Below are 24,654 nucleotides of genomic sequence, written 5' to 3'. Positions count from 1 at the left end.
GTCAGAGCTACGGCTTTCGGGGCTGTGGCTTTTCAGGAGCGCGGTTTTCAGGGGCGCAGCGCCCTGCCGGGGGTGGCGCCGGTGAGCTGGCCTCCGGCGAGGACCGGGACCCCGGAGACGAGGACGTCGCCGATCCCGGTGGCCGGGGTGCGCGGGGCGGCGTAGGTGGCCAGGTCGGCGACCGCTCCCGCGTCGAGGACGACCAGGTCGGCGACCTGTCCTGGGCGGACGAGCCCGCGCCCTTCGAGGCCGAAGCGGCGTGCCGGGTGCGAGGCAAGGTGGACCGCCGCCTGCTCCAGGGTCCAGTCCCCGGTCTGGCGGACGTGGTGGCCGAGCATCCTGGCGAACGCCCCGTAGCCCCGGGGGTGGGGGTGGCCGCCCACGTAGATGCCGTCGGAGCCGCCGGTGTGCGCCGGGTGGCGCAGGATCGCGCGGACCGAGGCCTCCCCCTCGGGGCCCTCGTCGGGGCGGGCCACCATGCATCCGACCTCCAGCCGGGTGTCGATCAGGATCCGGCGGCAGAACTCTCCCGGCTCCAGCCCCGCCTCGTCGGCGGCCTCGGGCAGCGTCAGCCCCTCGGCCCACTCGGCACCTGGCACGTGGGAGAGGGTGACCCTCGGCCAGAGCCTCTCGTCCCACTCGATCCGTTCGGACTCCAGCGTCTCCAGCGCCCGGTCGACGTCGGCGGCCGGGACCCACCGAGGCAGCGCGACCATCGCCAGGATGGTGCTGCCCCGCAGATAGGGATAGGTGTCGAAGGTGATGTCCAGCCCCCGGAGCCGGGCCTCGTCGACCAGTGGCAGGAGGATCGCGGCCGGGCCGTGGTAGTGCGAGACGTGCACCGCGACACCCGAGCGCCGGGCGATGTCGGTCACCTCGGCCATCCCCTCCGGGGCCGCCGCCCCGTACCCGCGCATGTGCGTCACGTACGGCAGGCGGCCGAGCGGCGCGCAGAGCGCGGCGAGCTCGGCGGCGTCGGCATAGCGGCCGGGGGCGTACTCCAGCCCGGTGGAGAGGCCGGCCGCTCCCTCGGCCAGGCCGCGCTCGACGCGGGCCAGCATCGCGGCCAGCTCGTCGGCGGAGGCGGCCCGTTCGGCGGCGCCCATCACGTCGTACCGGATCGTGCCGTGCGGCAGCAGGTAGGCGGTGTTCAGCGCGGTCGCCCTGTCGTAGCCGTCGAGCAGTTCCCCGACGCCGATCGGCCCGTCGGCCGAGGGGTGGACGCCGTTGACCGCCGCGAAGTAGCGGGTGGCGTAGGCGAAGGTCTCCGGAGTGGTGGAGGGTGCGAAGGAGAGCCCGTCCTGGCCGAGGACGAAGGTGGTCACCCCCTGCCGGAGCGCGGCGAGCTGCACCTCCTTGTCGAGGACGAGGGCGTCGCCGTGGGCGTGGCAGTCCACGAGGCCGGGCATGACATGGCGCCCGGCGGCCTCGACCACCGTGGTGGCCGCCGCCGCGTCCAGGCGGCCCACGGCCGCGATCCGGTCACCGGTGACGCCGACGTCGGCCCGGCAGGCCGGGGCACCGGTGCCGTCGAGTACCCAGCCATCCCTGATCAACACATCAAACGACATGCCCGGATTCAATCACCGGGAAGGTGTTCGAGGCACCCGTCACCTGTCTGCGTTCTCCCTGGTTTTCCGCTACATCGCACGCAACCGGGAATTTGGGCCCCCTGCCCTCTTGACCGTGACGTGTCATGGATGGTGGCATCTTTTCCTAGTTAGGAACCTTTCCTAACTAGATGATCGTAGAGAGGGCACCCCCTGTGCATGCGAGACCGCGTCTCCAACGCCCCTCGACCGTCCTCGTTCTGGCACTGGCGTCGGCACTGATCGCATCGGTGTTCGTGCTGGCGGCCCCGCCCGGCTTCGCCGCCGACTCCCTGCTGTCCCAGGGCCGTCCGGCCACCTCGTCCTCCAACGAGGACGCCACGTTCCTCCCCTCGGCCGCCTTCGACGGCAACACCGCCACCCGCTGGGCCTCCGCCGAGGGCCACGACCCCGAGTGGCTCCGCGTCGACCTCGGCGGCTCCGCCACGATCTCCCGGGTCAAGCTGACCTGGGAGGCCGCGTACGGCAAGTCGTACCGGATCGAGACCTCTCCCGACGGCAACGTCTGGACCTCCGTCTACTCCACCACCTCCGGCGACGGTGGCGTCGACGACCTGACCCTGTCCGGCACCGGCCGCTACGTGCGGATGTACGGCACCGCGCGCGGCACCGTCTACGGCTACTCGCTGTACGAGATGGAGGTCTACGGCAGCACCGGCGGCACCACCCCGAGTCCGACCCCGACGATCACTCCCGGCGGCCCCGGCGTGCCGTTCGGCTCGCACACGATTCCCTACGCGGCCGGGATGCTGCGCCCCGGCGGCGCCCAGGCCACGCTCGACCAGAAGGTGATCGACTACTACCAGCGCTGGAAGGCCGCCTTCGTCAAGCAGAACTGCGGCAACGGCTGGTACCAGATCATCTCCCCCGACGCCGACCACCCGTACGTGGCCGAGGCGCAGGGCTATGGCATGGTCATCACCGCCACGATGGCCGGGGCCGACCCGGACGCGAAGAAGATCTTCGACGGCCTGGTGAAGTACGTGCTGGCACACCCGTCGTCGATCACCCCCGGTCTGCTCGCCGCCGAGCAGAACACCGCCTGCCAGAGTGTCAACGGCGGCGACTCGGCCACCGACGGCGACCTGGACGTGGCCTACGGCCTGCTCCTGGCCGACCGGCAGTGGGGCAGCACGGGCACCTACAACTACAAGCAGCTCGCGATCAACCACATCAACGCGATCAAGGCCGGTGAGGTCAACCCGACCACCAAGCTGATGAAGCTCGGCGACTGGAGCAGCTCGGGCGACCAGTACTACTGGATCAGCCGCTCCTCGGACTGGATGATCGACCACTTCAGGGCGTTCCGCAAGGCCACCGGCGACACGACCTGGGACACCGTCCGTACCAACCACCAGAACCTGATCGCCTCCCAGCAGTCGACCTACGCGGCGAGCACCGGCCTGCTGGCCGACTTCGTGGTCAACACCAACACCACCCCGAAGCCGGCCCCCGGCCAGGTCCTGGAGGACCCTAACGACGGCAAGTTCTGGTGGAACGCCTGCCGTGACCCGTGGCGGATCGGCAACGACGCGGTGACCAGCGGCGACGCCAAGTCCCTCGCCGCCGCGCGCAAGCTCAACACCTGGATCAAGAGCAAGACCGGCGGCAACCCGAACAACATCGCGGTCGGCTACTCGCTCAACGGCACCCAGATCTCCAGCGGCAGCGAGCCGGCCTACTTCGCCCCGTTCGCGGTGGCGGCGATGACCGACTCCGGCAGCCAGGCCTGGCTGGACGCCCTGTGGACCAAGATGCTCAACACCCCGTTCACCGCCAGCGACTACTACTCGACCAGCATCCAACTCCAAGTCATGATCACCGTAACCGGCAACCACTGGGTGCCCTGACCCTCGCACGAACCGATACGGCCCCCGCCCTCCAGCGGGGGCCGCATCCTTCCCGCGGCCGTGGGCGCCGGGCGTGCGGGGACCGGCCTGAAGATCAGGTGGCCGGAGCAGTGCGCAAAGGTGCGAGGTAGTGCCATAGATCCGGGTCTCGATCCACCACCTCCCCGATGGCCGGGCAGCTCTTGAACATCTGGAGGCTGTAGTCCCTCCAGAGGTTCAGACCGTGCCCGGTGGAGGGAATCTGTTGAGGCGCGGCGGCATCAAGCTTGACACGGCAGCAGACGAACGTGATCGGTCGCTGGTCCTGAAGTCACCACGCCGCACGCGGAAGAAGCGAATCAAGACTGGAAAGTGGTCAAGGCGCTTGTTCCGATCGGCTCAATCCGGGCCGGCACGGCATGGAGCTTCACCGGAAACCGCACGTGGCCCGGCGCGGACCGCGTGCGGAGTCGGCGGACCTTGTTACGCGGGCTCCAGGTGTCCCCTGAACCGGTAGGAGAATCCCTTGCCGGCGGGGGAGTAGGCGTCGATCTCCTGATAGCCGCCCGTGGCGGTCACCGGGATGCGCAACAGCAGGTCGTCGCCGATGTAGTCGTCCTCCCACACCTCGATGGTGAACGAGCCTCCGGCGACGGTGGTCTGGCTCTTGTACGCCCCGGCGGCGCGCTCTGTGGAGCCGGCGGTGCACACCGAATACTCCCATACCCAGCAGGTTCCGGCCTTGGTATCGGCCTCGTCGCCGTTGGTGGGCCAGCCGATGTACTCAGCGCCGTTCTGACCTATGATCCGCACACGGATCTCGTCCTCGCCGCTCTCCTCCAGGTCGAAGGCCTGAAGCGAGCCGAACACGATCTTGAGGAGGGGTCCGGCGGCGGCCGTATCGGCGCCGAGAGCGGGGGGCTCGGCGGCCTGGGCCGGAGACGCAAGGGCCGCGACGAGTGTCAGCCCGGCGGCCAGAGTGCCCACCCTGGACAGGATGTTGTTCATGTGCTCCTCGTTTCCCGTTGGCAGGCGGGCTCTAGGCGGAAATCGAGCCTGTGGTGCTAGCCGTTCACGTCGCCCCTGTGAGGGGTGATGACGTTCGCCGCCCAGCCTGTCGGGGGCGTCTTGTCGATGGCTTGGAGCCTGCTGGTGGCGGGGGGACCGGCCGGTAACCCAGGATCGGTTCGGTCGAGCACCCGTGCGGTGCGGGCCGCCGGCGGACGAGTCGTCCGGCCCGGCGGCCCCCGAAGTCGCTCAGTCCTGGTTGGGGATCTCCAGGCGGGAGATGCTCTGCGAGCACGAGGCGTTCCTGATCACCGGTCGCCGGGCCAGGAGTTCCCTCGCCTCGCGCCGGGCCAGGTTCCAGCCGTTCCAGGGGTCGGGTCCGGCGAGGTCGTTGGCCGCGATCACGTCCAGCAGGACGCAGCTGCGGGACGGCTCGGGCAGCCGGTCCAGTACGGGTACGGCCTCGGCGCCGAGGGCGCCCAGGTATTCGAGGTCGATCCGGTCCACACCCCGTACCGCGATCTGGGTCTCCGCGACCCGCAGGTCGGGGTTCCACACCGCGAACGCCAGCAGCGAGGCGCTCGTCATCAGCACGAGGGTCCTGGGCAGCCAGCGCGCGTGCCCACGCCTGGTGAGCCGGGCCGCGCCCGCCGCGAGGACCAGGGCGAAGACCCCGCCCAGCCACCAGACCGTCGCCGCCACCGAGGCCCGCAGCCGGGAGAGCCCGTAGGCCTCGGCGTACAGGTCCAGGCGGTGCAGCGCGGAGAAGAGGATCACCAGGGTCAGCACGCAGAGCAGGCCGAGCAGCCCGGCCATCAGCCACCGGTCGAAGCCCTTGAGATCCAGCGTTCCCGAGGCGACCGCGACGATCGCCAGCACGAACACGCTGACGACGACGAGCTGGAAGAATCCCGAACGCGCGTACTCGGCGTAGGTCAGCCCGGTGGCGGAGACCACCCACCGGGTGGTGCCGAACAGCACGGTGAGCTGCATCCCCACGAACGTGGCGAACAGCAGGTTGAGCGCCGTCAGCGGGGTCACCCAGATACCGCGGCCGACCGTGACCTTCAGGTCGGGGGCCTTCGGCTCGGCCACCGGCCGCAGGCCGACCAGCACGGCAGAGGCCACCACGACCGCGAAGACCACGAAGAGCAGGATCCGCAGCGGCAGCGACTCGGCCCAGGCCTGCGCGCTGAACACCTGCTGGACGGCCTCGGCGAAGACCGCGTCCGCCGAGGCGAACAGCGCCCCGAACACCGCCAGCAGCACGACGGTCAGTCCGCCCCCGAACAGCAGGGGGACCACCCTCCTGCGGTCCGCGAGACCCTTCAGCCTCGCACCGAGGAACCACGGCACCGGCAGCAGGCCGAGGAGCACCGACGCGCCTCCCCTGAGCACCCCGAGCCAGCCGCGCCCGGCCCCCGACAGAGCGAGCGCGGCCAGCAGGAACCCGGCCAGCAGGACCACCCCGACCAGCCAGTCGGCGTCCCTGAACATCACCGTCGCGACCAGCCCGTAGGCGATCGCCCCCATCCCCGCCGACCACGGGGTGATCCTGCTGCGCACCGCGGGAATCGCCGCCGCCCCCATGGCGACCGACACCAGCACGAGTCCGAGACCGGCCCTGCTGTACGGCACCGCGATCGCGGCGAGCAGCCCGACGGCGGCGGAGACCGGCAGCACCCACCGGGGAGTGTCCGGCAGGTCGGGCCGGGGGAAGACCGGCGGCGCCTCGTACCCGCCGGAGCCTCCGGGTCTTCCCGGTGGCTGAACAGCCGGTCGGTATTCCTCCCGGATCGGCGCGAAACCCCCCGGGGCTCCCGGGGAGCCGCTCCTGGCGCCCACCGGCTGCGCCGCTCCCTCCTTCTCCTGGACCTCCGGTACGGTGACGCGCTGCGCGACGGGTCCCCGCGCGGGAGGCCGGTGCGAGAGCGGTTCGCCGGCGGACCAGATCTCGTTGGTGGGCGTGGTCGCGCCGATGACCGTGCCGACGAACACGCCGATCATGAAGAGGACGGCACCGACGAACGCGGCCAGCAGGACGTCGATGCTCGCGAGGCCGATACCCACGATCACCGCGCAGACCAGCCCGGCGACACCCCCGAGGAAGAGACCGCTGAAGGCCCCGAGCCAGTTCCGCACCACGACCTGCTCCCGGCGCACGTCCCCGTCCCGCCTGTCCCGGACGAGGACCGGCTGGGGGGGAAACGGCTGCGCGGGCGAAGAGGACGGAGGAGGTGGCACGGCGGGCGCGTCGGACTCGGGAGCGGAGGCTTCGGAGTCCGTGGGGGCGGACATGGGGACGGACACCACCTGGTGCCCAGGCTCCCCGGCGGCGACCTCCCGTCGAGGAGCACCGGTCACGGTCGGCCCCAAGGCCCCGGATGCCTTGTCGGCCCCGGCCGGTTCACCGGAACCGGAGTCGATCCCGGCGGCCTCGCGAGGATCCGGCTGCTGAGCATCCCCTGAGATCTCATGAGGTTCCCGTTCCTGAGCGCTCCCGGTGACCTCGTGACGCTCGCCGATCCCCGTTGCTGTGCCGCTCGCGTGCGGGGCGGAAGGCGTGGCGGCGGCGAGGTCCTCGGGGACCTCGCTCACCTGGGCCTTTCCAGGGGCGGAAGGCGTCGGGACGACGGGATCCGCGATCTCGCGCACAGGGGTCCTGTCCGATACAGAAGGCGTATGAGCCTTACTCGCAGGAGCCTTGTCCGGGGCGCCGTCGTGCACCGCCGCGGAGTTCACCTCGGAGGAGGAATCGTCCTTGGCAGGCGGAGACGGGGGGTTCATCTCAATCCTTTCCGGAAGGTCGGTCACTATGTGGCAGCCGGGATCGTCTTCGACGTGGATGGAGCCGCCGTGGAGTTCGACGATCTCCTTGGTGATGGCCAGGCCCAGCCCGGCGCCGCCGTCGTCGGCGGCCCGTCCGGCGTCCAGGCGGGAGAAGCGCTCGAACGCCCGCGCCCGGTCCTCGGCCGCGATCCCCGGTCCCTGGTCGCTCACCCGGAGCCGGACGCCCTCTCCCCTGGCCGCCGCCGCCAGCACCACGGTCCCGCCGTCGGGACTGTGCCGCACCGCGTTGTCCAGCAGGTTGGCGAGGACCTGCGCGAGCAGGTCCGGGTCGGCGCGCACGCTCAGTCCTTCCGGGACCTCGCAGCGGGCCGCCACGCCCTCCCTGGCCAGCACGGCCTCCCGGAGGGCCTGCTCGCAGAGCGGGCGCAGCTCGACGTCCTCACGTTCGATCAGCCGGGCACCGGACTCCAGCCGGGACAGGTCGAGCAGCTGCGCGACCAACCGGCCCAGCCGCTCGGTCTGGGCGAGCGCGGTGCCGAGGGTGACGGGATCGGGCTCCGAGACCCCGTCGACCACGTTCTCCAGCACCGCCCGGAGCGCGGTGATCGGCGTGCGGAGCTCGTGGCTGACGTTGGCCACCAGATCCCGCCGCTGCCGGTCGACCTCGCCCAGATCGGCGGCCATCGCGTTGAAGGCTCGGGCGAGCTCGCCGACCTCGTCACGGGAGGTCGCGGTGACCCGCAGGCCGTACCGGCCCTTGGCGATGGTCTGCGCGGCGGCGGCCATCTCGCGGAGCGGCTTGGTCATCCCCCGCGCGAGCAGTTGCACCATGATCAGCGCGAACACGGCGGCCACCGCGACGCGCACGTTGCGCGAGTAGCCGGCGTTGAGGCCGACCTCGTTGACGACGAACGCCGCCACCACGGCCAGCAGGATCACCATGCCGAGCTTCACCTTGATCCGGCCAAGGAAGTCGAGAGGTCTCAAGGGTCGGCGCATCCCGGTGTCGGAGGGAAAGGGCATAAAGGGGTTGAGTGCCGGGGAGGGCGATCGGTTCGGACCGGGGGCTCCCCGCCCGGCGCGGACGGAATCCCCGCCGGACGCGAGCGCGTTTCAGGGCCGTATCGGAACCCGCGTCGACGGCGTGATACGTGTTCACCGCTTGTCTGTGCTCCGTTCCGCAGCGGAGGTCGCGAACCTGAGGTCGCCGGGGCGGTCTGAGCCGGCGAGGGGTGCCCCCGGGCGTGCGTTCACTGCCGGACGAGGGCGTAACCGACGCCGTGAACGGTACGGACGACGCCGGGGCCGAGCTTGCGGCGCAGGGCACGGACGTGGCTGTCGACGGTACGGGTCGCCGCGGCCTCGGAGAAGCCCCAGATGTCCGCCAGCAGCCGCTCCCGCTCGAAGACCTGGCCGGGGCGCTCGGCGAGGCGGCAGAGCAGGTCGAACTCGGTCCTGGTCAGCTGGGCCTCGTCGCCCCGCACGTAGACCCGGCGCTCGGCGGTGTCTATCTCGACGTCGGCGACGCGGATGACCGTGTCGGCCACGGCCAGCTGGGAGGCCCGCTCGACCCGGCGGAGCAGGGCGTGCACCCGGGCGACCAGCTCGCGCATGCTGAACGGCTTGGCCATGTAGTCGTCGGCCCCGACCCCGAGCCCCACGAGCAGGTCGGTCTCCTCGCCCAGTGCGGTGAGCATGAGCACCGGGACCGGTCTGGCCGCCTGCATCCGCCGGCACACCTCGAGACCGTCGAGGCCGGGCAGCAGCCGGTCGAGCACCACCACGTCGGGCCCCGTCTTCGCGTAGGCGACCAGCGCCGCCTCCCCGTCCCCGACGACCAGCACGTCGAAGCCCTCGGCGGCCAGCCTGTGGCGTACGGCCCGCGCGATCGTCTCGTCGTCCTCGACCACGAGGACACGTCGTTGCTGAGGGGTTGCCATGCTCGGCAGCGTAGACCGGAGCCGTGCAGAAGACCTGCGGTGAATTGTGAAGGTTCTGCGCACTCACCAGGCTCGCCATCGCCACCGGGCGGGACCTCCGCGAGATCGAAGGCCCCGCCCGGGCCGGAGGTCAGGCGAGGATCAGGCGGCGGCCGGTGATCCGGTAGCCGATCCGGGCGAACGAGGCGGCCATCGGCTTGTTGCCCACATCGGTGTTGTCGTTCACCTCGGGCTCACCCTCGGCGCTGAAGATGTGCAACGCCTCGATGGCCAGGTCGTCGGCGTAGCCATGGCCGCGGTGGGCCGGGTCCACCCCGAGATAGCCGATCGTGGCGCTCCTGGAGTTGCGGGTGGGCATCACGACGCCGACGAGTTCCCCCGACGTGTCACGGGCGAGCCGCCACCGGCCACGCCCGCCCGGCATGTTCGCGACGTCGGTCACGGTCTGCTCGGCCGTCGCCCGCGCGCCCTGCTCCGCGAGGTGGCGCCGGTCCCAGTCGTCGAGACTGCCCTCGGTGACGCGTGCCAGCAGGTCCAGCATCACCTCGTCGTCGTCCACCGGGGCGAAGGTGAGCCGGGCGGGCCTGGGCGGCAGGCCGTACTCGGGAGACCAGCGCAGGTTGAGCCGCTCGACGGACTGCCGCAACCCGGCCCGCTCGGCGGCGGCGATCCGGTCGGAGGCGTCGGCGAGCGCGTCGGGACGCTCACGCCAGTCGGCGGGCAGGAACAGGTGGTAGTCGGGCCGGGTGCCGGACGGCGTGGCGTACCCGGGCGTGACCAGCGCCGCGTACGCGGCCCGCAGCAGGGCGGCGCCCACCTCGACCCGGTCGGGCCCGAACCCGGGGTCGAACCAGTCGAGGCTGAAGGGATGCTCGGAGCCTGGAGGCCCCCAGAATCCGGCCCTGGCGACGACCTCGTCGCCGCGCAGCGCGACCCAGACCCATCCGGACCGGTAGTCGAGCTTGTCGAAGGGCAGGTTGCGGGCGCCCACGCCGGAGGCGGGCAGCGCGCCGTAACGGTGGAACAGGTCGAACTCGTCCGCGTCGAGCGGACGGAAAAGCAGTTCGGACAAGGAAAGCTCCAGAAAGCGGGTGCGCTTCCCGGGTCTCAGGCGGCCTGTCGCCCGAGGCGGGAGCGCGTGACCAGGGCGGCGAACATGTGCTCCTCACCTCCTCACGCTCGAAGGGACGGCCAGGCTACCGATGTGCCCGTCCCATCCTCAACCGGATAAACGGGCATCGTCCCGGCGGGACCGGCGACCGGGTGGCCGGCGCCATACGGCCTACCCCCGGCGCCGGCCGTGTCGGTACCCGGGCCGTGCGCCGTGCCTGCCCTCACCGGACGCGCCACGCCCCGGCATCGCTAGGTCCACGACCGTTCCGGCGTTACCGTGACGGAGTGATCGATGTCACCGCGTACCTCCGCAGGATCGGCGTCAGGGTCGACGGACCCCCGAGCGTGGAGTCACTGCACCTGCTACACCGGGCACACGTGCAGCGAGTGCCGTACGAATGCCTGGAGATCTGGCTGGGCCGGCCGACGACCGTCGACCCCGCGGAGTCGGCCGCGCGGATCATCGGGGGCCGGGGCGGCTACTGCTACCACCTCAACGGGGCGTTCTCCCTGCTGCTGGAGGCGCTCGGCTACCGGGTGAGGAGGCACGTGGGCGGGGTGCAGGGCAAGGCCGAGGGGTCGCCGAACATAGACGGCGGTCATCTCGTACTCACCGTCTCCGGCCTGTCCTGCCCGGACAACCCCAAAGGCGAGTGGCTGGTCGACCAGGGCCTCGGCGACGCGATCCACGACCCGCTCCCGCTCGTCGAGGGCACCTACCGGCAGGGCCCCTTCACCTACGGCCTGCGCCCCTCCGAGGTGGAGCCCGGCGGATGGCGGTTCGACCACGACCCGCGCGGCGGCTTCCTCGGCATGGACTTCCGCATCGGACCCGCCGAGATGTCGGAGTTCGCCGCGATGCACGAGTTCCTGTCCACCTCCCCCGAGTCGGGCTTCGTCCGGGTGGCCACGGTCCAGCGGCGCGACGCGAGCGGTGTCGACGCGATGCGGGGCCTGGTCCTCACCCGTGTCGGCGACCGCGAGCACACCCTGACCGCGCAGACCGAACGTGACTACTTCGAGATACTGGCCGACGTCTTCGCCCTCCATCTGTCCGACGTCACCTCTGCCGAACGCGCCAAACTCTGGCAGCGCCTGTGGACCGCCCACGAGAGATGGTCTGATTTCCAATGATTCGAGCGGCGGCTCGGTCGAACCGGGAGACATGACCTCCCCCACCCGTACGAGCGCCTGATCTCAGCTCCAGGCCGTCGGCGGCACGCTCGATCGATCGAAATGTGCGGGCGCCCGGTCCCGGCTCCATCGCGTTGTGAGGATGCCCATGACACCGCGTAAGCGGAAACCAGGGCTCAATGCGGCAGGCGGAATCCCTTTTCATTGGTTCATGTGCCGCTAAGTGACTATGTTGCTGTCCGCGATGGGATAGCGAACGGGGTGAGCAGGATCGACACTCAAGTGCTGGCGGACCGCTATCGGCTGCTCAACCCTCTCTCCGAGGGCGGGGCGGGCACGGTCTGGCTCGCCGCCGACGAGATGCTCGGCCGTGACGTGGCGGTGAAGGAGGTGCGGCTCCCGCCCGACCTCGATCCCGCCAGGCGGCAGGAGGTCCTCGCCTCGGCGCTTCGCGAGGCCAACCTCGCCGCCCGGCTCAAGCATCCCTCGATCGTGACCGTCCACGACGTGGTCATCGACCAGGAACGGCCCTGGCTCGTCATGGAGCTGCTGTCGGGCGCGTCCCTGGAGCAGACGGTCCGCGACCGGAGCCCGCTGCCGGTGCACCAGGTGGCCAGGATCGGCGTGGGCATCCTCAGCGCGCTCGGCGCCGCCCACGCCGCCGGGGTGGTCCACCGCGACGTGAAACCGGGCAACGTCTTCCTCGCCAGGACCGGCAAGGCGGTCCTCACCGACTTCGGCATCGCGGTCGTCGACGGCGAGGTCACCTCGGGCCGGACCGGCCACCTGATCGGCTCGCCCAACTACATCGCGCCGGAACAGCTGCGCGGCGAGCGCGGCGGCCCCGCCTCCGACCTGTGGTCCCTCGGCGCCACGCTCTACTTCGCCGTCGAGGGGATACCGCCGCACCCGGCGGAGACCCCCATCGCGGCGATCGGCCGGGTGCTCACCGAGCCGCCCAGGCCGCCGGAGCGCGCGGGCGGGCTGGGCCCGCTGCTGATGCTCATGCTCGACCCGGCTCCCGAGGCCCGGCCGTCGTTCGACGCCGTCGCCCGCTCCCTGGCGGAGCTGGCCACCGGCCATACGCCCGCCGGAGCCGCCGGAGCCGCCGGGGTCGGCGGGGTCGGCGGGGTCGGCGGGATTCCAGCCGCCGCACCGCACCTCTCTCCGCCGCCCGCCGACCACGCCATCCCTGCCGTCACCGACCCCGTTCCCGCCCCGGTACGGCCACCCGAGCCGGGCCGGGGGCGTGCGATGCGATGGGCCGCCGCCGAGATGGCCGGGATCGCGGCGGTCATCGGGGTCACCTTAGGGGTGACGTTCCTGCTGACCTCGGACCCGACGTCCGCCGAGAGGGTGGTCAGGCTCAGCGAGAGTCCCGGCGCCTTCAGCACCCCCGTGGACGTGTGCGAGCTCATCCCCGGTACCAGGGCCAGGCAACTGCTGCCCGCGCTGGCGGGCGAGGGCAAGCCCACCAACGACGGGGGCTGCCAGTGGGCGGCCAGGGGCATGGGACTGGAAGTGCGTCTCCCCGGTACCAACAAACAGTGGGGCAGGAGCCCCCGGCAGGCCCACGAGCTGTTCGTGAACCAGCGCCAGGGCGCCATACCGAGCGGGGAGAGCGCCTGGAGCTGGCCGGAGATCCAGGCCGGTGTCCGCTCCGCCCGCTCCACGGCGCCGACGGCCGTGGCCCCCGTCGGGGAGGAGTCGTTCGGCTACGACGTCTACGAGAACCGCATGACAGGCAGGCTGGAGCAGAGCTACGTGATCATCCGCGTGGACAGCCTCGTGCTGGAGGTCGGTTACACCGTGGTGGACGGCAGCAAGGACGGCCCGGCGATCCAGGCGGGCGCCCACACAGCCGCGACGTGGGTCGCGAACGCGTTGAACAACCAGAAAGCGGGCGAATGAACCATCCAGACGTCCCCCTATCGCAGGGCAGGCACGCGGGCGGGCACACCGCTCCCGCGCCGGGGCCGGGGATCGCCGGAGCCGGGGTCCCGCCCATGCTTGAGCAGAGCTCGCTGGAGCAGGTGATCACCCGGTTCGGGCCGATGCCCCCGCAGCGGGCCGCGGTGGTCGGCGTGGCCGTGCTGGACCAGCTCGTGGTGATGCACAGACAGGGCATGCTGCACGGGGATGTACGGCCGAGCTCGGTGCTGCTCGGCCCGTACGAGCAGATCATCCTCGCCCCGCCTTCCCTGCCGTCCTCGCTCTTCACCTCTCCCGAGGGCGTGACCAGCCCCGCCGCCGACCTGTGGTCGCTCGGCGCGACCCTCTACACCGCCGTCGAGGGCCGCCCGCCGTCGCCGGGCGGCTCCCTGGACAACGCGGGCCCGATCGCGCCCGTGCTGTTCCGGCTGCTCGCGGGCGACCCCACCCAGCGGCCCGACCCGGACACCCTGCGCAAGATCCTGCTCGACGTCTCCCAGCACCGTCCAGAACCTCTCGCCTCACCACCCCCCGGGGGTGCGCCCTCCCAGGTCTCCGGCCCCGCGGGCCCCGCGGTCTCCGTCCCCGCCGCCCCAGGGGCACCGGCGGCCTTCGGGCAGGCGACCCTCCCGGCCGCCGGGGTACCGGCCCCCCAACCGCCGGGCGGCCTCGGAGCACCCTCCACAGGGCAGGAGGGCGGGACCGTTCCGGTCACCGAGGCGGAGGTGACCGCGCCCTTGAGGAAGAACCTGACCGAGCAGATATCCGCCGTCACCGCCGGACTCACCCTCCAGGACGTCCCGGCCCCCCAGCAGGCCGCGCCCCCTTCTCCGAACGCGCCGACCACCTGGCAGGGCCCGCTCCCTCCCCTGGACACACCGGCCGCCTGGCAGGGCCTGCCCCAGGGCCCGCCCTACCAGCACGGTGCCCCGCCATCCCCCTCCAACCCCCCGGACGCCCCCACCTCACGCGAGCCGGCCTCCGTCCCCGACGCGGCGAGAGAGACGGCGGACGAGCCCACCGAGCGTTCCACCCGGGCGACGGGGATACTCGTGCCCCGGCCGGTCGTGGCGCTGACCGGGGCGCTGCTCTTCGGCATGGCGGTCAGCATCGGCATCCTGCTCACCTCGGTGCTCGCCAACGCAGACGACGACATCTCCGCCGAACCCTCCGGGGCCAAGGGGCGCTTCGCCGCGGCGCCCCGGGCCTGCGGCCTGCTCGACGACAGGCAGGTGAACCAGCTGGTACCGGGCTTCAACAGCTCGGAGGTCGAACACTCGGCGTGCGACTGGCTCAACCGGCACGACTGGCGCAAGCCCAACGTGGAGAAGTACGACCTGCGGGTCCGGCTGATCGCCCAGAAGCAGAACGGGTCGGAGGTCGCGAGGGCGAAGGAGTACCTGGCCGGCAAGAAGAAGGACATCCTCGACAAGGGCCAGTTCGCCACCCCCAAGCCGCTCCCGCCCAAGGACCTGCGGGGGATCGGCGAGGAGGCGTTCACCTCCAGCGGCTACAACCCCATCACCCTGTACGGCGGCTCCTACAAGACGACGGTGGTCTTCCGGATCAGCAACCTGATCGCCGAGGTCGAGTACGAGCGGGGCGGCGTCAAGGAGGACCCGGACGGCAAGATCGCCGAAGGCGCGTTGCAGGCGGCGCGCTGGCTCACCGAGTCCCTGAAGACCGATGGCTGACCCGGCGGCCGGCCCGCTGCCTGTACTGGCGGGCCGCTACCGGGCGCTCGCACGGCTCGGCGCGGGCGGGATGGGCGTGGTGTGGCGGGCCCGTGACGAGCTCCTCCACCGCGAGGTGGCGATCAAGGAGGTCACGCTCGCCCCGCACCTGCCTCAGGAGCACCGTGACGAGATGCGGGAGCGCACCATGCGCGAGGCCCGCGCCGCCGCCAGGCTCGGGCACCCGTCCATCGTGGCCGTCCACGACGTCATCGCCCAGGACGGCCGCCCGTGGATCGTGATGGACCTGGTCAGGGGCCGTTCGCTGGACGACGCGATCCGCGCCGACGGGCCGCTGCCGCCGCACCGGGTGGCCGTGATCGGCCTGGCCGTGCTGGACGCGCTGGCACTCGCGCACAGCCGGGGCATCATGCACCGCGACGTCAAACCGGCCAACATCATGCTCGCCCAGGACGGCGGGGTGCTGCTGACCGACTTCGGCATCGCCGCGGTGGAGGGCGACGCCCAGCTCACCTCACCGGACGCGCTGGTCGGCTCCCCCGGCTACATCGCCCCCGAGCGGCTGCGCGGCACCGGCGACGGCCCGTCCGCCGACCTGTGGTCCCTGGGCGCGACCCTGTACGCGGCGGTCGAGGGCCAGGGGCCCTTCCGGCGCGACACACCGGTCGCCACCATCGGTGCGGTACTCACCCAGGAGACCCCTTTTCCTTCCCGGGCCGGGGAGCTGGCTCCCGTACTCCTGGCCATGCTGGCCAAGGATCCCCGGCAGCGCCCGGGAGAGTCGGGGCTGCGCGCCGCGCTGCGGCAGGTCGCCCAGGGACTGCCGGCGGGACCGCTCTCCCCGGCGACCGGACCGCAGGTTCCGCCGCCCCAGGCCGCGGCACCCCAGGCCACGGCTCCGGCACCGGCCAGACCGCGCCGTACCGGCCTGATCGTCGGAGCCTCGCTGGCCGTGGTCGCGGCGGCGGTGGCCGGTACGGTGCTGCTGACCATGGGCGGGCCGGAGACCCCCGAGGCACCGTCGCGGGCGGCGAACGCCGGGCGGTTCGCCACCGCCCCCGACCCGTGCATGCTGCTGACCGGACCCCAGGTCGAGGTCGCGGTGCCGAGCGCGTCGCCGCTGTCCATGAAGGCCACCCAGAACAGTGAGCCCTACTGCAGCTGGGACGATCCCCTGGGCGACAACCGTACCGACCGCAGGTTGCGAATCGCGGTCGGTCACAAGGCCCCCACCCCCGGCAAGAGCGGCCCTGACACCGCTCACGCGTTCTTCGTCTCCGAACGCACCTCGGTCGTCGCCGACCAGGGCAACGGCCTCCTGGGTTCCACCGGCCCGCTCAGGAACATCGGCCGGGTCGGGGCGGAGGCGTTCTCCTACGACGTGGTCGCCCTGAACCGGATCCACTCCGTGATCCGGTTCCGGGTGAGCAACCTGCTGGTCGAGGTCAACCTGTCGGAGATGGGAAAGCGTGCCGGAACCGCGCTGCGGCAGGATGCTCTGAAGATCGCGCGCCAGGTCTCCGAGGAGCTGAACAGCCGTGACTGAGAAACGCGCCGCGACGGGAGGGTTCGCGTGACCGATCCCAGTCTCCTGGCCGGGCGCTACCGCCTGCTGGAGCGCCGCGACCGCGCGGGCACGAGCTGGCGCTCGCGCGACGAACTGCTCCGCCGCGACGTCACGATCTCCGAGGTGCCGCTGCCGCCGCCCGGACCGTCCCGCGACCGCCTCCTCGACCAGATCCGCGCGGCCGCGGGCCTGCGGCACCCTGGCGTCACCGCCCTGCACGACGTGATCTCGGGTCCCGACCGGCTGTGGCTGATCATGGAGTCGGTCGAGGGGCGCTCGCTGCTCCAGTCCGTCCGGGCGGACGGCCCGCTCCCCGCCGAGCGGGCGGCCGAGATCGGGCTCCGCGTGCTGGACGCGCTGGCCGCCGCCCGCGAGCTGGGCGTCCACCTGGCCGCCGCTCCCGACAGCGTGCTGCTCGCCCCCGACGGGCGGGTGGTGCTGACCGGCGTCGCCGCCCTCGGGTCCGCCGACGAGCTGCGCGACCTGGGCGCCACCCTGTTCACCGCCGTCGAGGGCCGGGCTCCGCACACCGGTTCCCGTCCGGCTCCGCTGACGGCGGACGGTGCGCCGCTGGCCGAGCCCGGCAGCGGCTCGACGGCTTCCGGCCCGCTGGCCCCGCTGGTCGAGGAACTGCTCGCCGCCGGGCCCGGCCACCGGCCCGACGCCACCTCGGTACGGCTGACCCTGGAGCGGGTCGCCCCCCGGCCCGCCCACGGCGGACACGGGGATCCCGGTGTCCGCAGCGGCCCCCGCAGGACGCCTGTCCTCGCCGCCGCTGCCGCCGCCCTCGCCGTGCTCCTCCTGGGCGCCGCCTACTGGTTCTGGCCCCGCGCCACCGAGTCCACTGCGGGGTCCACTGCGGGGTCCACGCCGGTCGCGCTGCCCACCGCCTTCGCGCGCACGCCCGACCCCTGCGCGCTCATCTCCACCAAGCAGGCGGACGACCTGGCACTGGACACCACTCCCACAAAGAAGGGCAAAGAGTGCGAATGGAAGACCAATGACTCCGGGCAGCCTCCGAACCTGAGGTACACCCTGTGGATCTCCGCCTTCGGCTTCACCTCCGACGAGGCTGCCCGGCGTAACTACGCGAGGTTCCTCAAGGAGACCCGCGAACGGACCAGGACGGATGTGGGAGCTCCCCTCACCCACGTCAAACCGGTGGAGGCACTGGCCGGGATCGGTTCCGAGGCATACCGCAACGAGGTCACCAACCAGCTGACCTACAACAGCTCCGTGGGCTTCCGCGCGGCCAACCTCGTGATCATCGTCCAGTACCAGCGCGGCGTCCCCGAAGACGCCAACGGCACCACCGGAGAGGGAGCACTCAAGACCACCCGGTGGATCCTCGAAAGGCTCAGCCGCGAGAGCTGAGCCCCGGTCCGGACCTCAGCCGGGCAGCAGGAAGCGGACCTCGCGGCGTTCGAGTGGCCGGCCGCAGGCTCTGCACAGCAGTACCGGCCGGAAGGCCGCGCCGCAGCGCAGGTGGGTGATGGACAGGGCCGAACCCTCGGAGGCGGGGAGCTCGCGCTGGGCCCAGTCGACCAGGAGGGCGAAGACCTCGAAGAAGGCCAGCCCCCGGTCGGTGAGACGGTAGGAGCCGTCGGACCGGGGCTCGAAGACGCCCAGCTCGACGAAGCGGCGCAGCCGGTCGGTGAGCACCGAGGGCGCGATGCCGAGGCCGGACTGGAAGTCGACGAAGCGGCGGGTGCCGAGGAACGCCCCGGCCAGCACGCTGGTGCTCCACCGGTCGCCGAGGATCTCCATCGACGCCGGGCAGTAGCCGATCAGGTCGGCCGGGGTTCCGGAGCGGACCGTGCGGCGGTGCCGCCGAGGCGGGCCGATCCGGGAGAAGGCGGCCTGCGGCCCCGGCTCGGTCCTGGTGTCGCGGGCGCTCATCGGCTCCAGGCAGACCCCGCACCCGAGGCGGGGCTCGGCGTCCTGACCGCACAGCTCGTGCAGCAGCGGGGGAAAGCGCCCCGGGGAGACCCAGTCGCGCTCCCACGCCTGGATGGCCACCAGCAGTGCCCACAGCCGGAGCCCGCGTTCCGTCAGCCGGTACTCGTAGCGGGTGCGGCCGTTGCGGTACGCCGACAGCTCGAAGATGCCGTGGTCGACCAGTTCCCTGAGCCTGGCCGCGAGGACCGACTCGGAGATGCCCAGTGCGTCGCGCCAGCCCGCGAAGGTCCGGATCCGCAGCAGGAAAGCCCGCTGCAGGATCAGCAGCACCCACCGGTCTCCCAGGATCGCCAGCGCCTGCCCGATCGCACCGAGTTCGGCTCGCACCGGCTCCCGCTCAGCGCCGTCCACAACGTGTCCTCCAGATGGTCGCGTGGTCGTTCCCGGTAAACATGATCGTTCCGGCCTCCGGCGAAACCGCCAATCCACCACTATCTGGACAGGCCGCCGCGATCCCCGGCAGGACCACGGTCACGGAACGTGCCGGGGCGCCCAGAGCAGGCGTGGCGGTGCTCAGGGCACTGGCGGAGCAGCGGGAATCACGATATATCTCGGTTGGAACCGCGCGGCAGGTCCAACCGTTGGACTGGCGACGCACAATGAAAATAGACGGGGCGTCCGCCCCGCGTTCGGAGGATGTTGAGGATGTCGCCAATCCAGAAGTACGCGATCGGCGCCGGAGCAGTGGTGTTCCTGTCGTGGCTGTTCCTGCCAGGTTTCCTGACGCTGCTGATCCTCCTGGGCGTCGTCGTCGCCCCGGTCGTCGGCTACCTGATGCTCGACCCGTCCCAGCGCGAGCGGCTCAAGCGCGCCCGACGCCGCGGTCTCGGCCGCTGACGCGAAGACCGTCCCACCCGTCGAGGCCCGGCCTCGCGAGCCCACGTTCCGGGGTCGCGACAGCCGGGCCTGCGGGGGACCGTGAGGGGCCGCCGGTCAGGCGGTGGCGGTCACCAGCTCCGATTCCACCCGGCGGGTGACCTTGCGCTCGAACACGAACGAGAGCAGCGGCACGGTGCCGGCGAGCATCACCCCGAGAATGTACGGCCACGTCCAGCGCGCCTTCATGCCCAGGTTCATCGCGGCCACGAGATAGAGCATGTAGAGGAAGCCGTGGATCGGGGAGACGATCTTCGAGGGCTCCTCGATGCCGAAGCCGTACCTGAGCACGATGCAGGTGACCAGGACGAGCAGCATCACGCCGACGATGTACGCCAGGATGCGAAAGGGCTTGAGAGCGGATTCCACGGTCGGTTACCTCGGTCTTGGGGTTCGGTTCACGGAACGGTGCGAGCGGGCAGAGCGGGGGTTTCCGGAGCGGCGTCGGGAGCGGGGTCGGGGGTGTCCTCCCGCGCGCGGCCGCGCAGCGCGTCGCGTACGAAGTGCCACCACATGAAGACCGCGAACAGCCCGAAGATCCACCACTGGGCGGCATAGGCGAGGTTGCGCCAGGTGAGCACCCCGGACTGGGTCGGCGGGGGGACGTTCACCGGCTTGGCCGCGACCGCGGGAGCCGGTGACTGCTCGGCGGCCACCACGAACCCGTTACGCAGCTTCGTGTCCCGCCAGAGGTTGATCAGTTCGGCCGACGACACGGTCAGCACCTGCCCCTGCGGCAGCTGCCGGGTCCGGCGCTGGACGCTGTCGGTGGCCTCCGAGGGCTGCAGCCGCCCGCTGACGGTCACCCTACCCTCCGGCACGGCCGCCACGGCGGGATCCTGCGCCGTGGCCACCCAGCCACGCACGACGGGAACGAAGGTTCCGTCGCCGAGATCGAGCGCCGTGAGCAGCCACAGGCCCCCGTCGCGTTCGGCCACCAGCAGCTGCTTCGAGGCGTCGTAGGTGCCTTCCGCGGTCACCCTGCGGCTGACCGCGTCGGCCGTCATGTGCTCTCCGGGTGCGGTGAGGGTGGCGACCGCCACGGGGGCGGGGTCGACCGACGCCCGGGGCCCACCGGACTCCTCGAAGACGCCGAGCTGCCACCTGCCCAGCAGCCCGCACACGACGAGGGCTCCGATCGCGAGCAGGTGGAGCACCACCACGCGGGCGGAGAACAGGATGCGGAGCATGACACCACGCTATCCGCCCCGGTAGGCGGTCCGGTCTTCAGCACCCGCCTCGGCCCGGCGCGAGAACGAGCCTCCCGTGAAAGTGGACAAATCAGTGTTGGGGAGGCAACCGATATCGCTAAAGTCATCCCCATGTCTGATCCTCAGCAGATTGACCCCGCGGGCAACACCCAGGCATTCCGCGCGTTCGCCCAGCGCAAGGACCCGGAGGCCGCCCCCGAGAAGCGGTCGCTCGCCCTGCCGATCACGGCGGCCGTGGTGGTCGCGGTGCTGGTCATCGTCGTTGTGGCCGCATACCTGCTGCTCTAACAACCGAACAGTCCGGAGCGCCGACGGCACCGCCCTCGGCGCTTTTCGCGTTCCCTGACGACGGGAACGTGCCGACCGGTCGGTGTGAGGAGGCTCACCGCGCCACGCGTATGGACGGCGCGACCACCGCTCATTAAATTAGACACGGAATCTAATAGTAACGAGCACGGAACGCTCTCATCGCCGCAGCCGGAACCGGCGGAGAGCCCGTGCCGCCCGAGAGGTCGCCGACGGCAGAGGTCAGCAAGGAGATCGCATGAGCACGCATCCCGGGATCACGATCATTGGCACCGGCTTCGCCGGACTGGGCATGGCGATCAAGCTCAAGGAAGCCGGATACCACGATTTCGTCATCCTGGAGAAGGCCGGCGACCTGGGCGGGACCTGGCGGGACAACACCTACCCCGGCTGCGCCTGCGACGTCCCCTCGCACATGTACTCCTTCTCGTACGAGCTCAACCCCGGCTGGTCGCGGATGTTCGCGCCCCAGGCCGAGATCTGGGACTACCTGCGCGCCTGCGTCGACAAGTACGGCCTGGCGGAGCACCTGCGGTTCGGCAAGGAGGTCGTCGGGCTGGAGTACGACGACACGACCCGCGACTGGCGGGTGAGCGTCGCCGGAGAGGAGCCGTTCACCACCAACGCCGTGATCTCGGGCATCGGCGCGCTGCACGTGCCCTCGCTGCCCACGATCCCCGGCCGCGAGAGCTTCGCGGGCCCCTCCTTCCACTCGGCGGAGTGGGACCACTCGGTGGACCTGACCGGCAAGCGGGTCGCGGTCATCGGCACCGGCGCCTCGGCCATCCAGTTCGTCCCCCAGATCGCCGGGAAGGTCTCCCGCCTCCACCTCTTCCAGCGCACGCCTCCCTGGATCCACCCCAAGCCCGACTTCCCCTTCTCCCCCCGGGCGAAGCGGATCCTCGGCCTGCCCGGCGCCGCCAGGGCGCTGCGCAACTCGATCTACTGGGTGCTGGAGACCCGCGCGCTGGGCTTCACCGTCGACCCGCGGCTGATGAAGGTCCACCAGAGGATGGCCCTGAGCCACCTCGCCAAGCAGGTCCCCGACCCGGCGCTGCGCGCCAGGCTCACCCCCGACTACACGATCGGCTGCAAGCGCATCCTGATCTCCAACGACTACTACCCGGCACTGGGCAGGGAGAACGTCGAGCTGATCATCGAAGGGGTGCGGGAGATCCGGGAGAACTCGATCATCGACTCCACCGGCAGGGAGATCGAGGTCGACGTGATCGTCTACGGCACCGGCTTCAAGGTCGTCGAGGCGCTGGACGAGCAGCGGATCATCGGCAGGAGCGGCAGGAAGATCCAGGAGGCCTGGCAGGACGGCGTGGAGGCCTACTACGGCATCACCAGCGCCGGGTTCCCGAACCTGTTCTTCCTGCTCGGCCCCAACACCGGCCTGGGGCACAACTCGGTCGTCTTCATGATCGAATCCCAGGTCCGGTACGTTCTCGACTGCCTGCGCCTGCTGTCGAGGACGAAGGCCAGGGCCATCGACGTACGCCCCGAGGCACAGCGCGACTACAACGACCGCCTTCAGGGGCGCCTGAACCACCTGGTCTGGAACGAGGGCGGCTGCCGGAGCTGGTATCTCGACGAGCACGGCGTCAACAGGACCATCTGGCCGGGCTTCACCTTCGAGTACTGGGCACGCACCCGGAGGCTGAGGCCGGAGGCCTACGAACTGATCCGCTGAAGGGGTCGCCCCCCACCGGCCGGTGGCGGATCGGCCGCTTGGTCGCTCAATCGCCCGCTCGGTCACCGAAACCGGCGGCGCGGCCGAGACCGCGCCGCCGGACGTCCGTGCGTACCGCCGCGAGCGGCTACCTTCGCTCGCTCACCACCAGCGCGCTGCCACCGCCGCGCCGGGTCGGTTCCGCCGCCTTTGGCGTTCCTGGAGTAAGGGACACGCCCATCACCTCGATGTGAGGTGCGTCATATTCAACCAGTATGGACCACACAAGATCTGCCATCCATCATAAACAAGGCGTCCAATAGCGTGAACCACAGCTGGATGCTCCCCTCGGTCGTGCCGCACGCGTCCGCGCCTCACCCGTCCCGTCCAGACTTCGCGAACCGCGCCGCCGGAGAACCCGGCACCGCGGAAGGACCGGCGCCGCCGGAAACCCAGCAAGGAGACGCATGAGCACGCGCCCCGGCATCACGATCATTGGCTCCGGCTTCGCCGGACTCGGCATGGCGATCAAACTCAAGGAAGCCGGTTACCACGACTTCGTGATCCTGGAGAAGGGCCACGAGGTGGGCGGCACATGGAGGGACAACACCTACCCGGGCTGCACCTGCGACGTCCCCTCACACCTCTACTCCTTCTCCTACGAGCTCAACCCGAACTGGTCTCGGATGTTCTCCGGCCAGGCCGAGATCTGGGACTACCTGCGGGCCTGCGTCGCCAAGTACGACCTGGAGCCGCACCTCCGTCTCGGCACGAGGGTCAGCGAGCTGGAGTACGACGACACGGCCCGTCACTGGCGGGTGAGCATCGAGAACGGGGAGGCCTTCACCACCAACGCGGTGGTCTCAGGCGGCGGCGCGCTGCACGTGCCGTCCTTCCCCGCGATCCCCGGTCGTGAGAGCTTCGCGGGCCCCTCGTTCCACTCCGCCGAGTGGGACCACTCGGTGGACCTGACCGGCAAGCGGGTCGCGGTCATCGGCACCGGGGCATCGGCCGTCCAGTTCGTACCGCAGATCGCCCCGCGGGTCTCTCAACTCCACCTCTTCCAGCGGACGCCGCCCTGGATCCAGCCCAAGCCCGACTTCGTCTTCTCCACACGCGCGAAGAGGCTCCTCGCCCTGCCGGGAGCCGCACGGACGCTGCGCACCTCGATCTACTGGGCGATGGAGAGTCTCGCCATGGGCTTCGCCGTCGACCCGCGCCTGATGAAGACCCACCAGCGGGCGGCCCTGTACCACCTGACCAGCAAGGTCTCCGACCCCGTACTGCGTGCCAAGCTGACCCCGAACTACACGATCGGCTGCAAGCGCATGCTGCTGTCCAACGACTACTACCCGGCGATGGTCAGGGACAACGTCGAGGTGATCACCGACGGGATACGCGAGATCCGGGAGAACTCGATCATCGACTCCACCGGCAGGGAGATCGAGGTCGACGTGATCGTCTACGGCACCGGCTTCAAGGTCACCGACACCCTGAAGGACCAGCGGATCATCGGCAGGAACGGCAGGAAGATCCAGGAGGCCTGGCAGGACGGCGTGGAGGCCTACTACGGCATCACCACCGCCGGATTCCCGAACCTGTTCTTCCTGCTCGGCCCCAACACCGCCCTGGGCCACAACTCGGTCGTCTTCATGATCGAATCCCAGGTCCGGTACGTTCTCGACTGCCTGCGCCTGCTGTCGAGGACGAAGGCCAGGGCCATCGACGTACGCCCCGAGGCGCAGCGCGACTACAACGACCGCCTCCAGAGCCGACTGAGCCGGCGAGTCTGGAACGAGGGCGGCTGCAACAGCTGGTATCTCGACGAGCACGGCGTCAACAGGACCATCTGGCCCGGTTTCAGCTTCGAGTACTGGGCACGCACCCGGAGGCCGAAGCCTGAGGCCTACGAACTGATCCTCTGAGCGACCCGGCGTCTGGACCACCGGCGGGGGGGGGGGGGGCCGCGCCCCCCCCGCCGCGCCGGCCGCCCCCCCCCCCCCCGCCGCC

The 24,654-nt window shown here is 71.0% G+C and carries 18 protein-coding genes; 10 read left to right on the top strand and 8 right to left on the bottom strand.

Annotated features, from left to right (window positions below):
* Positions 1–47: 47 nt before the first annotated feature.
* Entirely contained in the window at positions 48–1,571 is a 1,524-nt protein-coding gene (locus ABZU75_RS12395; RefSeq protein WP_355552714.1) for an amidohydrolase family protein, read from the bottom strand.
* Between the two features lie 194 nt (positions 1,572–1,765).
* Between ABZU75_RS12395 and ABZU75_RS12390 the strand changes: the two genes are divergently transcribed.
* Positions 1,766–3,460 (top strand): glycosyl hydrolase family 8, encoded by a 1,695-nt coding sequence (locus tag ABZU75_RS12390; RefSeq protein ID WP_355552711.1) that lies wholly within the window; start codon positions 1,766–1,768, stop codon positions 3,458–3,460.
* A gap of 462 nt (positions 3,461–3,922) precedes the next feature.
* On the opposite strand, the gene ABZU75_RS12385 is transcribed toward ABZU75_RS12390, so the two are convergent.
* The 4 genes from ABZU75_RS12385 to ABZU75_RS12370 all read right to left on the bottom strand — a co-directional run bounded on the left by ABZU75_RS12385 (position 3,923) and on the right by ABZU75_RS12370 (position 10,249).
* Positions 3,923–4,447: a hypothetical protein gene (locus ABZU75_RS12385; protein WP_355552708.1), complete on the bottom strand. Its 525-nt coding sequence runs from the start codon at positions 4,445–4,447 to the stop codon at positions 3,923–3,925.
* A gap of 249 nt (positions 4,448–4,696) precedes the next feature.
* The gene (locus ABZU75_RS12380) at positions 4,697–8,224 is read right to left on the bottom strand and encodes a DUF4153 domain-containing protein (protein WP_355552705.1); all 3,528 of its coding nucleotides are present in this window, start codon (positions 8,222–8,224) and stop codon (positions 4,697–4,699) included.
* A gap of 263 nt (positions 8,225–8,487) precedes the next feature.
* Positions 8,488–9,177, bottom strand: a complete 690-nt coding sequence (locus ABZU75_RS12375; RefSeq protein WP_326636357.1) for a response regulator transcription factor — start codon at positions 9,175–9,177, stop codon at positions 8,488–8,490.
* Between the two features lie 130 nt (positions 9,178–9,307).
* Complete coding sequence (locus tag ABZU75_RS12370) at positions 9,308–10,249, bottom strand: GNAT family N-acetyltransferase (protein WP_355552700.1); 942 nt, start codon at positions 10,247–10,249, stop codon at positions 9,308–9,310.
* A 326-nt stretch (positions 10,250–10,575) separates the two neighbouring features.
* Here ABZU75_RS12370 and ABZU75_RS12365 point away from each other — a divergent pair, with 326 nt between their 5' ends.
* The 5 genes from ABZU75_RS12365 (at position 10,576) to ABZU75_RS12345 (ending at position 17,991) form a co-directional block, all read left to right on the top strand.
* Positions 10,576–11,424 carry an arylamine N-acetyltransferase gene (locus ABZU75_RS12365; RefSeq protein ID WP_355552697.1) on the top strand — a complete coding sequence of 283 codons (849 nt, stop codon included), beginning with the start codon at positions 10,576–10,578 and terminating at the stop codon, positions 11,422–11,424.
* A gap of 261 nt (positions 11,425–11,685) precedes the next feature.
* The gene (locus ABZU75_RS12360) at positions 11,686–13,335 is read left to right on the top strand and encodes a serine/threonine-protein kinase (RefSeq protein ID WP_355552694.1); all 1,650 of its coding nucleotides are present in this window, start codon (positions 11,686–11,688) and stop codon (positions 13,333–13,335) included.
* Positions 13,332–15,050, top strand: a complete 1,719-nt coding sequence (locus tag ABZU75_RS12355) for a hypothetical protein (RefSeq protein ID WP_355552691.1) — start codon at positions 13,332–13,334, stop codon at positions 15,048–15,050. Before ABZU75_RS12360 ends, ABZU75_RS12355 begins: the two co-directional genes overlap by 4 nt.
* A complete protein-coding gene (locus tag ABZU75_RS12350) occupies positions 15,043–16,596 on the top strand; it encodes a serine/threonine-protein kinase (RefSeq protein WP_355552688.1) in 1,554 nt (517 codons plus the stop codon). Before ABZU75_RS12355 ends, ABZU75_RS12350 begins: the two co-directional genes overlap by 8 nt.
* 27 nt (positions 16,597–16,623) lie before the next feature.
* Entirely contained in the window at positions 16,624–17,991 is a 1,368-nt protein-coding gene (locus ABZU75_RS12345) for a hypothetical protein (RefSeq protein ID WP_355552685.1), read from the top strand.
* Positions 17,992–18,006: 15 nt separating this feature from the next.
* Here the strand turns inward: ABZU75_RS12345 and ABZU75_RS12340 are convergent, their stop codons facing one another.
* On the bottom strand, positions 18,007–18,927 hold the full coding sequence (locus ABZU75_RS12340) for a helix-turn-helix domain-containing protein (protein WP_355552682.1): 921 nt from the start codon (positions 18,925–18,927) through the stop codon (positions 18,007–18,009).
* 294 nt (positions 18,928–19,221) lie between these two features.
* Here ABZU75_RS12340 and ABZU75_RS12335 point away from each other — a divergent pair, with 294 nt between their 5' ends.
* Positions 19,222–19,413 carry a hypothetical protein gene (locus ABZU75_RS12335; protein WP_030906954.1) on the top strand — a complete coding sequence of 64 codons (192 nt, stop codon included), beginning with the start codon at positions 19,222–19,224 and terminating at the stop codon, positions 19,411–19,413.
* A gap of 96 nt (positions 19,414–19,509) precedes the next feature.
* Here the strand turns inward: ABZU75_RS12335 and ABZU75_RS12330 are convergent, their stop codons facing one another.
* Both ABZU75_RS12330 and ABZU75_RS12325 read right to left on the bottom strand, forming a co-directional pair.
* The gene (locus ABZU75_RS12330) at positions 19,510–19,821 is read right to left on the bottom strand and encodes a DUF3817 domain-containing protein (RefSeq protein ID WP_350928141.1); all 312 of its coding nucleotides are present in this window, start codon (positions 19,819–19,821) and stop codon (positions 19,510–19,512) included.
* A gap of 29 nt (positions 19,822–19,850) precedes the next feature.
* Positions 19,851–20,642 (bottom strand): SURF1 family protein, encoded by a 792-nt coding sequence (locus ABZU75_RS12325; protein ID WP_350962342.1) that lies wholly within the window; start codon positions 20,640–20,642, stop codon positions 19,851–19,853.
* A gap of 132 nt (positions 20,643–20,774) precedes the next feature.
* On the opposite strand from ABZU75_RS12325, the gene ABZU75_RS12320 reads away from it, so the two are divergent.
* From ABZU75_RS12320 to ABZU75_RS12310, 3 genes are all read left to right on the top strand, one after another.
* Positions 20,775–20,951: a hypothetical protein gene (locus ABZU75_RS12320; protein ID WP_169750083.1), complete on the top strand. Its 177-nt coding sequence runs from the start codon at positions 20,775–20,777 to the stop codon at positions 20,949–20,951.
* A 256-nt stretch (positions 20,952–21,207) separates the two neighbouring features.
* Positions 21,208–22,665, top strand: a complete 1,458-nt coding sequence (locus ABZU75_RS12315) for an NAD(P)/FAD-dependent oxidoreductase (RefSeq protein ID WP_355552674.1) — start codon at positions 21,208–21,210, stop codon at positions 22,663–22,665.
* A 446-nt stretch (positions 22,666–23,111) separates the two neighbouring features.
* Positions 23,112–24,569, top strand: coding sequence for an NAD(P)/FAD-dependent oxidoreductase (locus ABZU75_RS12310; RefSeq protein ID WP_355552672.1), 1,458 nt, complete (start codon positions 23,112–23,114; stop codon positions 24,567–24,569).
* Positions 24,570–24,654 lie beyond the last annotated feature (85 nt).

It is taken from the genome of Streptosporangium sp. NPDC005286 (genome assembly GCF_040607515.1).
GTDB lineage: Bacteria > Actinomycetota > Actinomycetes > Streptosporangiales > Streptosporangiaceae > Streptosporangium.
This window is presented reverse-complemented; position numbering and strand designations above follow the sequence as displayed.

Coding starts and splice junctions, on each gene's coding strand:
- ABZU75_RS12335 (WP_030906954.1), top strand. CDS start 19,222: ATGTCGCCAATCCAGAAGTACGCGATCGGCGCCGGAGCAGTGGTGTTC.
- ABZU75_RS12375 (WP_326636357.1), bottom strand. CDS start 9,177: ATGGCAACCCCTCAGCAACGACGTGTCCTCGTGGTCGAGGACGACGAG.
- ABZU75_RS12310 (WP_355552672.1), top strand. CDS start 23,112: ATGAGCACGCGCCCCGGCATCACGATCATTGGCTCCGGCTTCGCCGGA.
- ABZU75_RS12395 (WP_355552714.1), bottom strand. CDS start 1,571: ATGTCGTTTGATGTGTTGATCAGGGATGGCTGGGTACTCGACGGCACC.
- ABZU75_RS12315 (WP_355552674.1), top strand. CDS start 21,208: ATGAGCACGCATCCCGGGATCACGATCATTGGCACCGGCTTCGCCGGA.
- ABZU75_RS12385 (WP_355552708.1), bottom strand. CDS start 4,447: ATGAACAACATCCTGTCCAGGGTGGGCACTCTGGCCGCCGGGCTGACA.
- ABZU75_RS12355 (WP_355552691.1), top strand. CDS start 13,332: ATGAACCATCCAGACGTCCCCCTATCGCAGGGCAGGCACGCGGGCGGG.
- ABZU75_RS12350 (WP_355552688.1), top strand. CDS start 15,043: ATGGCTGACCCGGCGGCCGGCCCGCTGCCTGTACTGGCGGGCCGCTAC.
- ABZU75_RS12325 (WP_350962342.1), bottom strand. CDS start 20,642: ATGCTCCGCATCCTGTTCTCCGCCCGCGTGGTGGTGCTCCACCTGCTC.
- ABZU75_RS12320 (WP_169750083.1), top strand. CDS start 20,775: ATGTCTGATCCTCAGCAGATTGACCCCGCGGGCAACACCCAGGCATTC.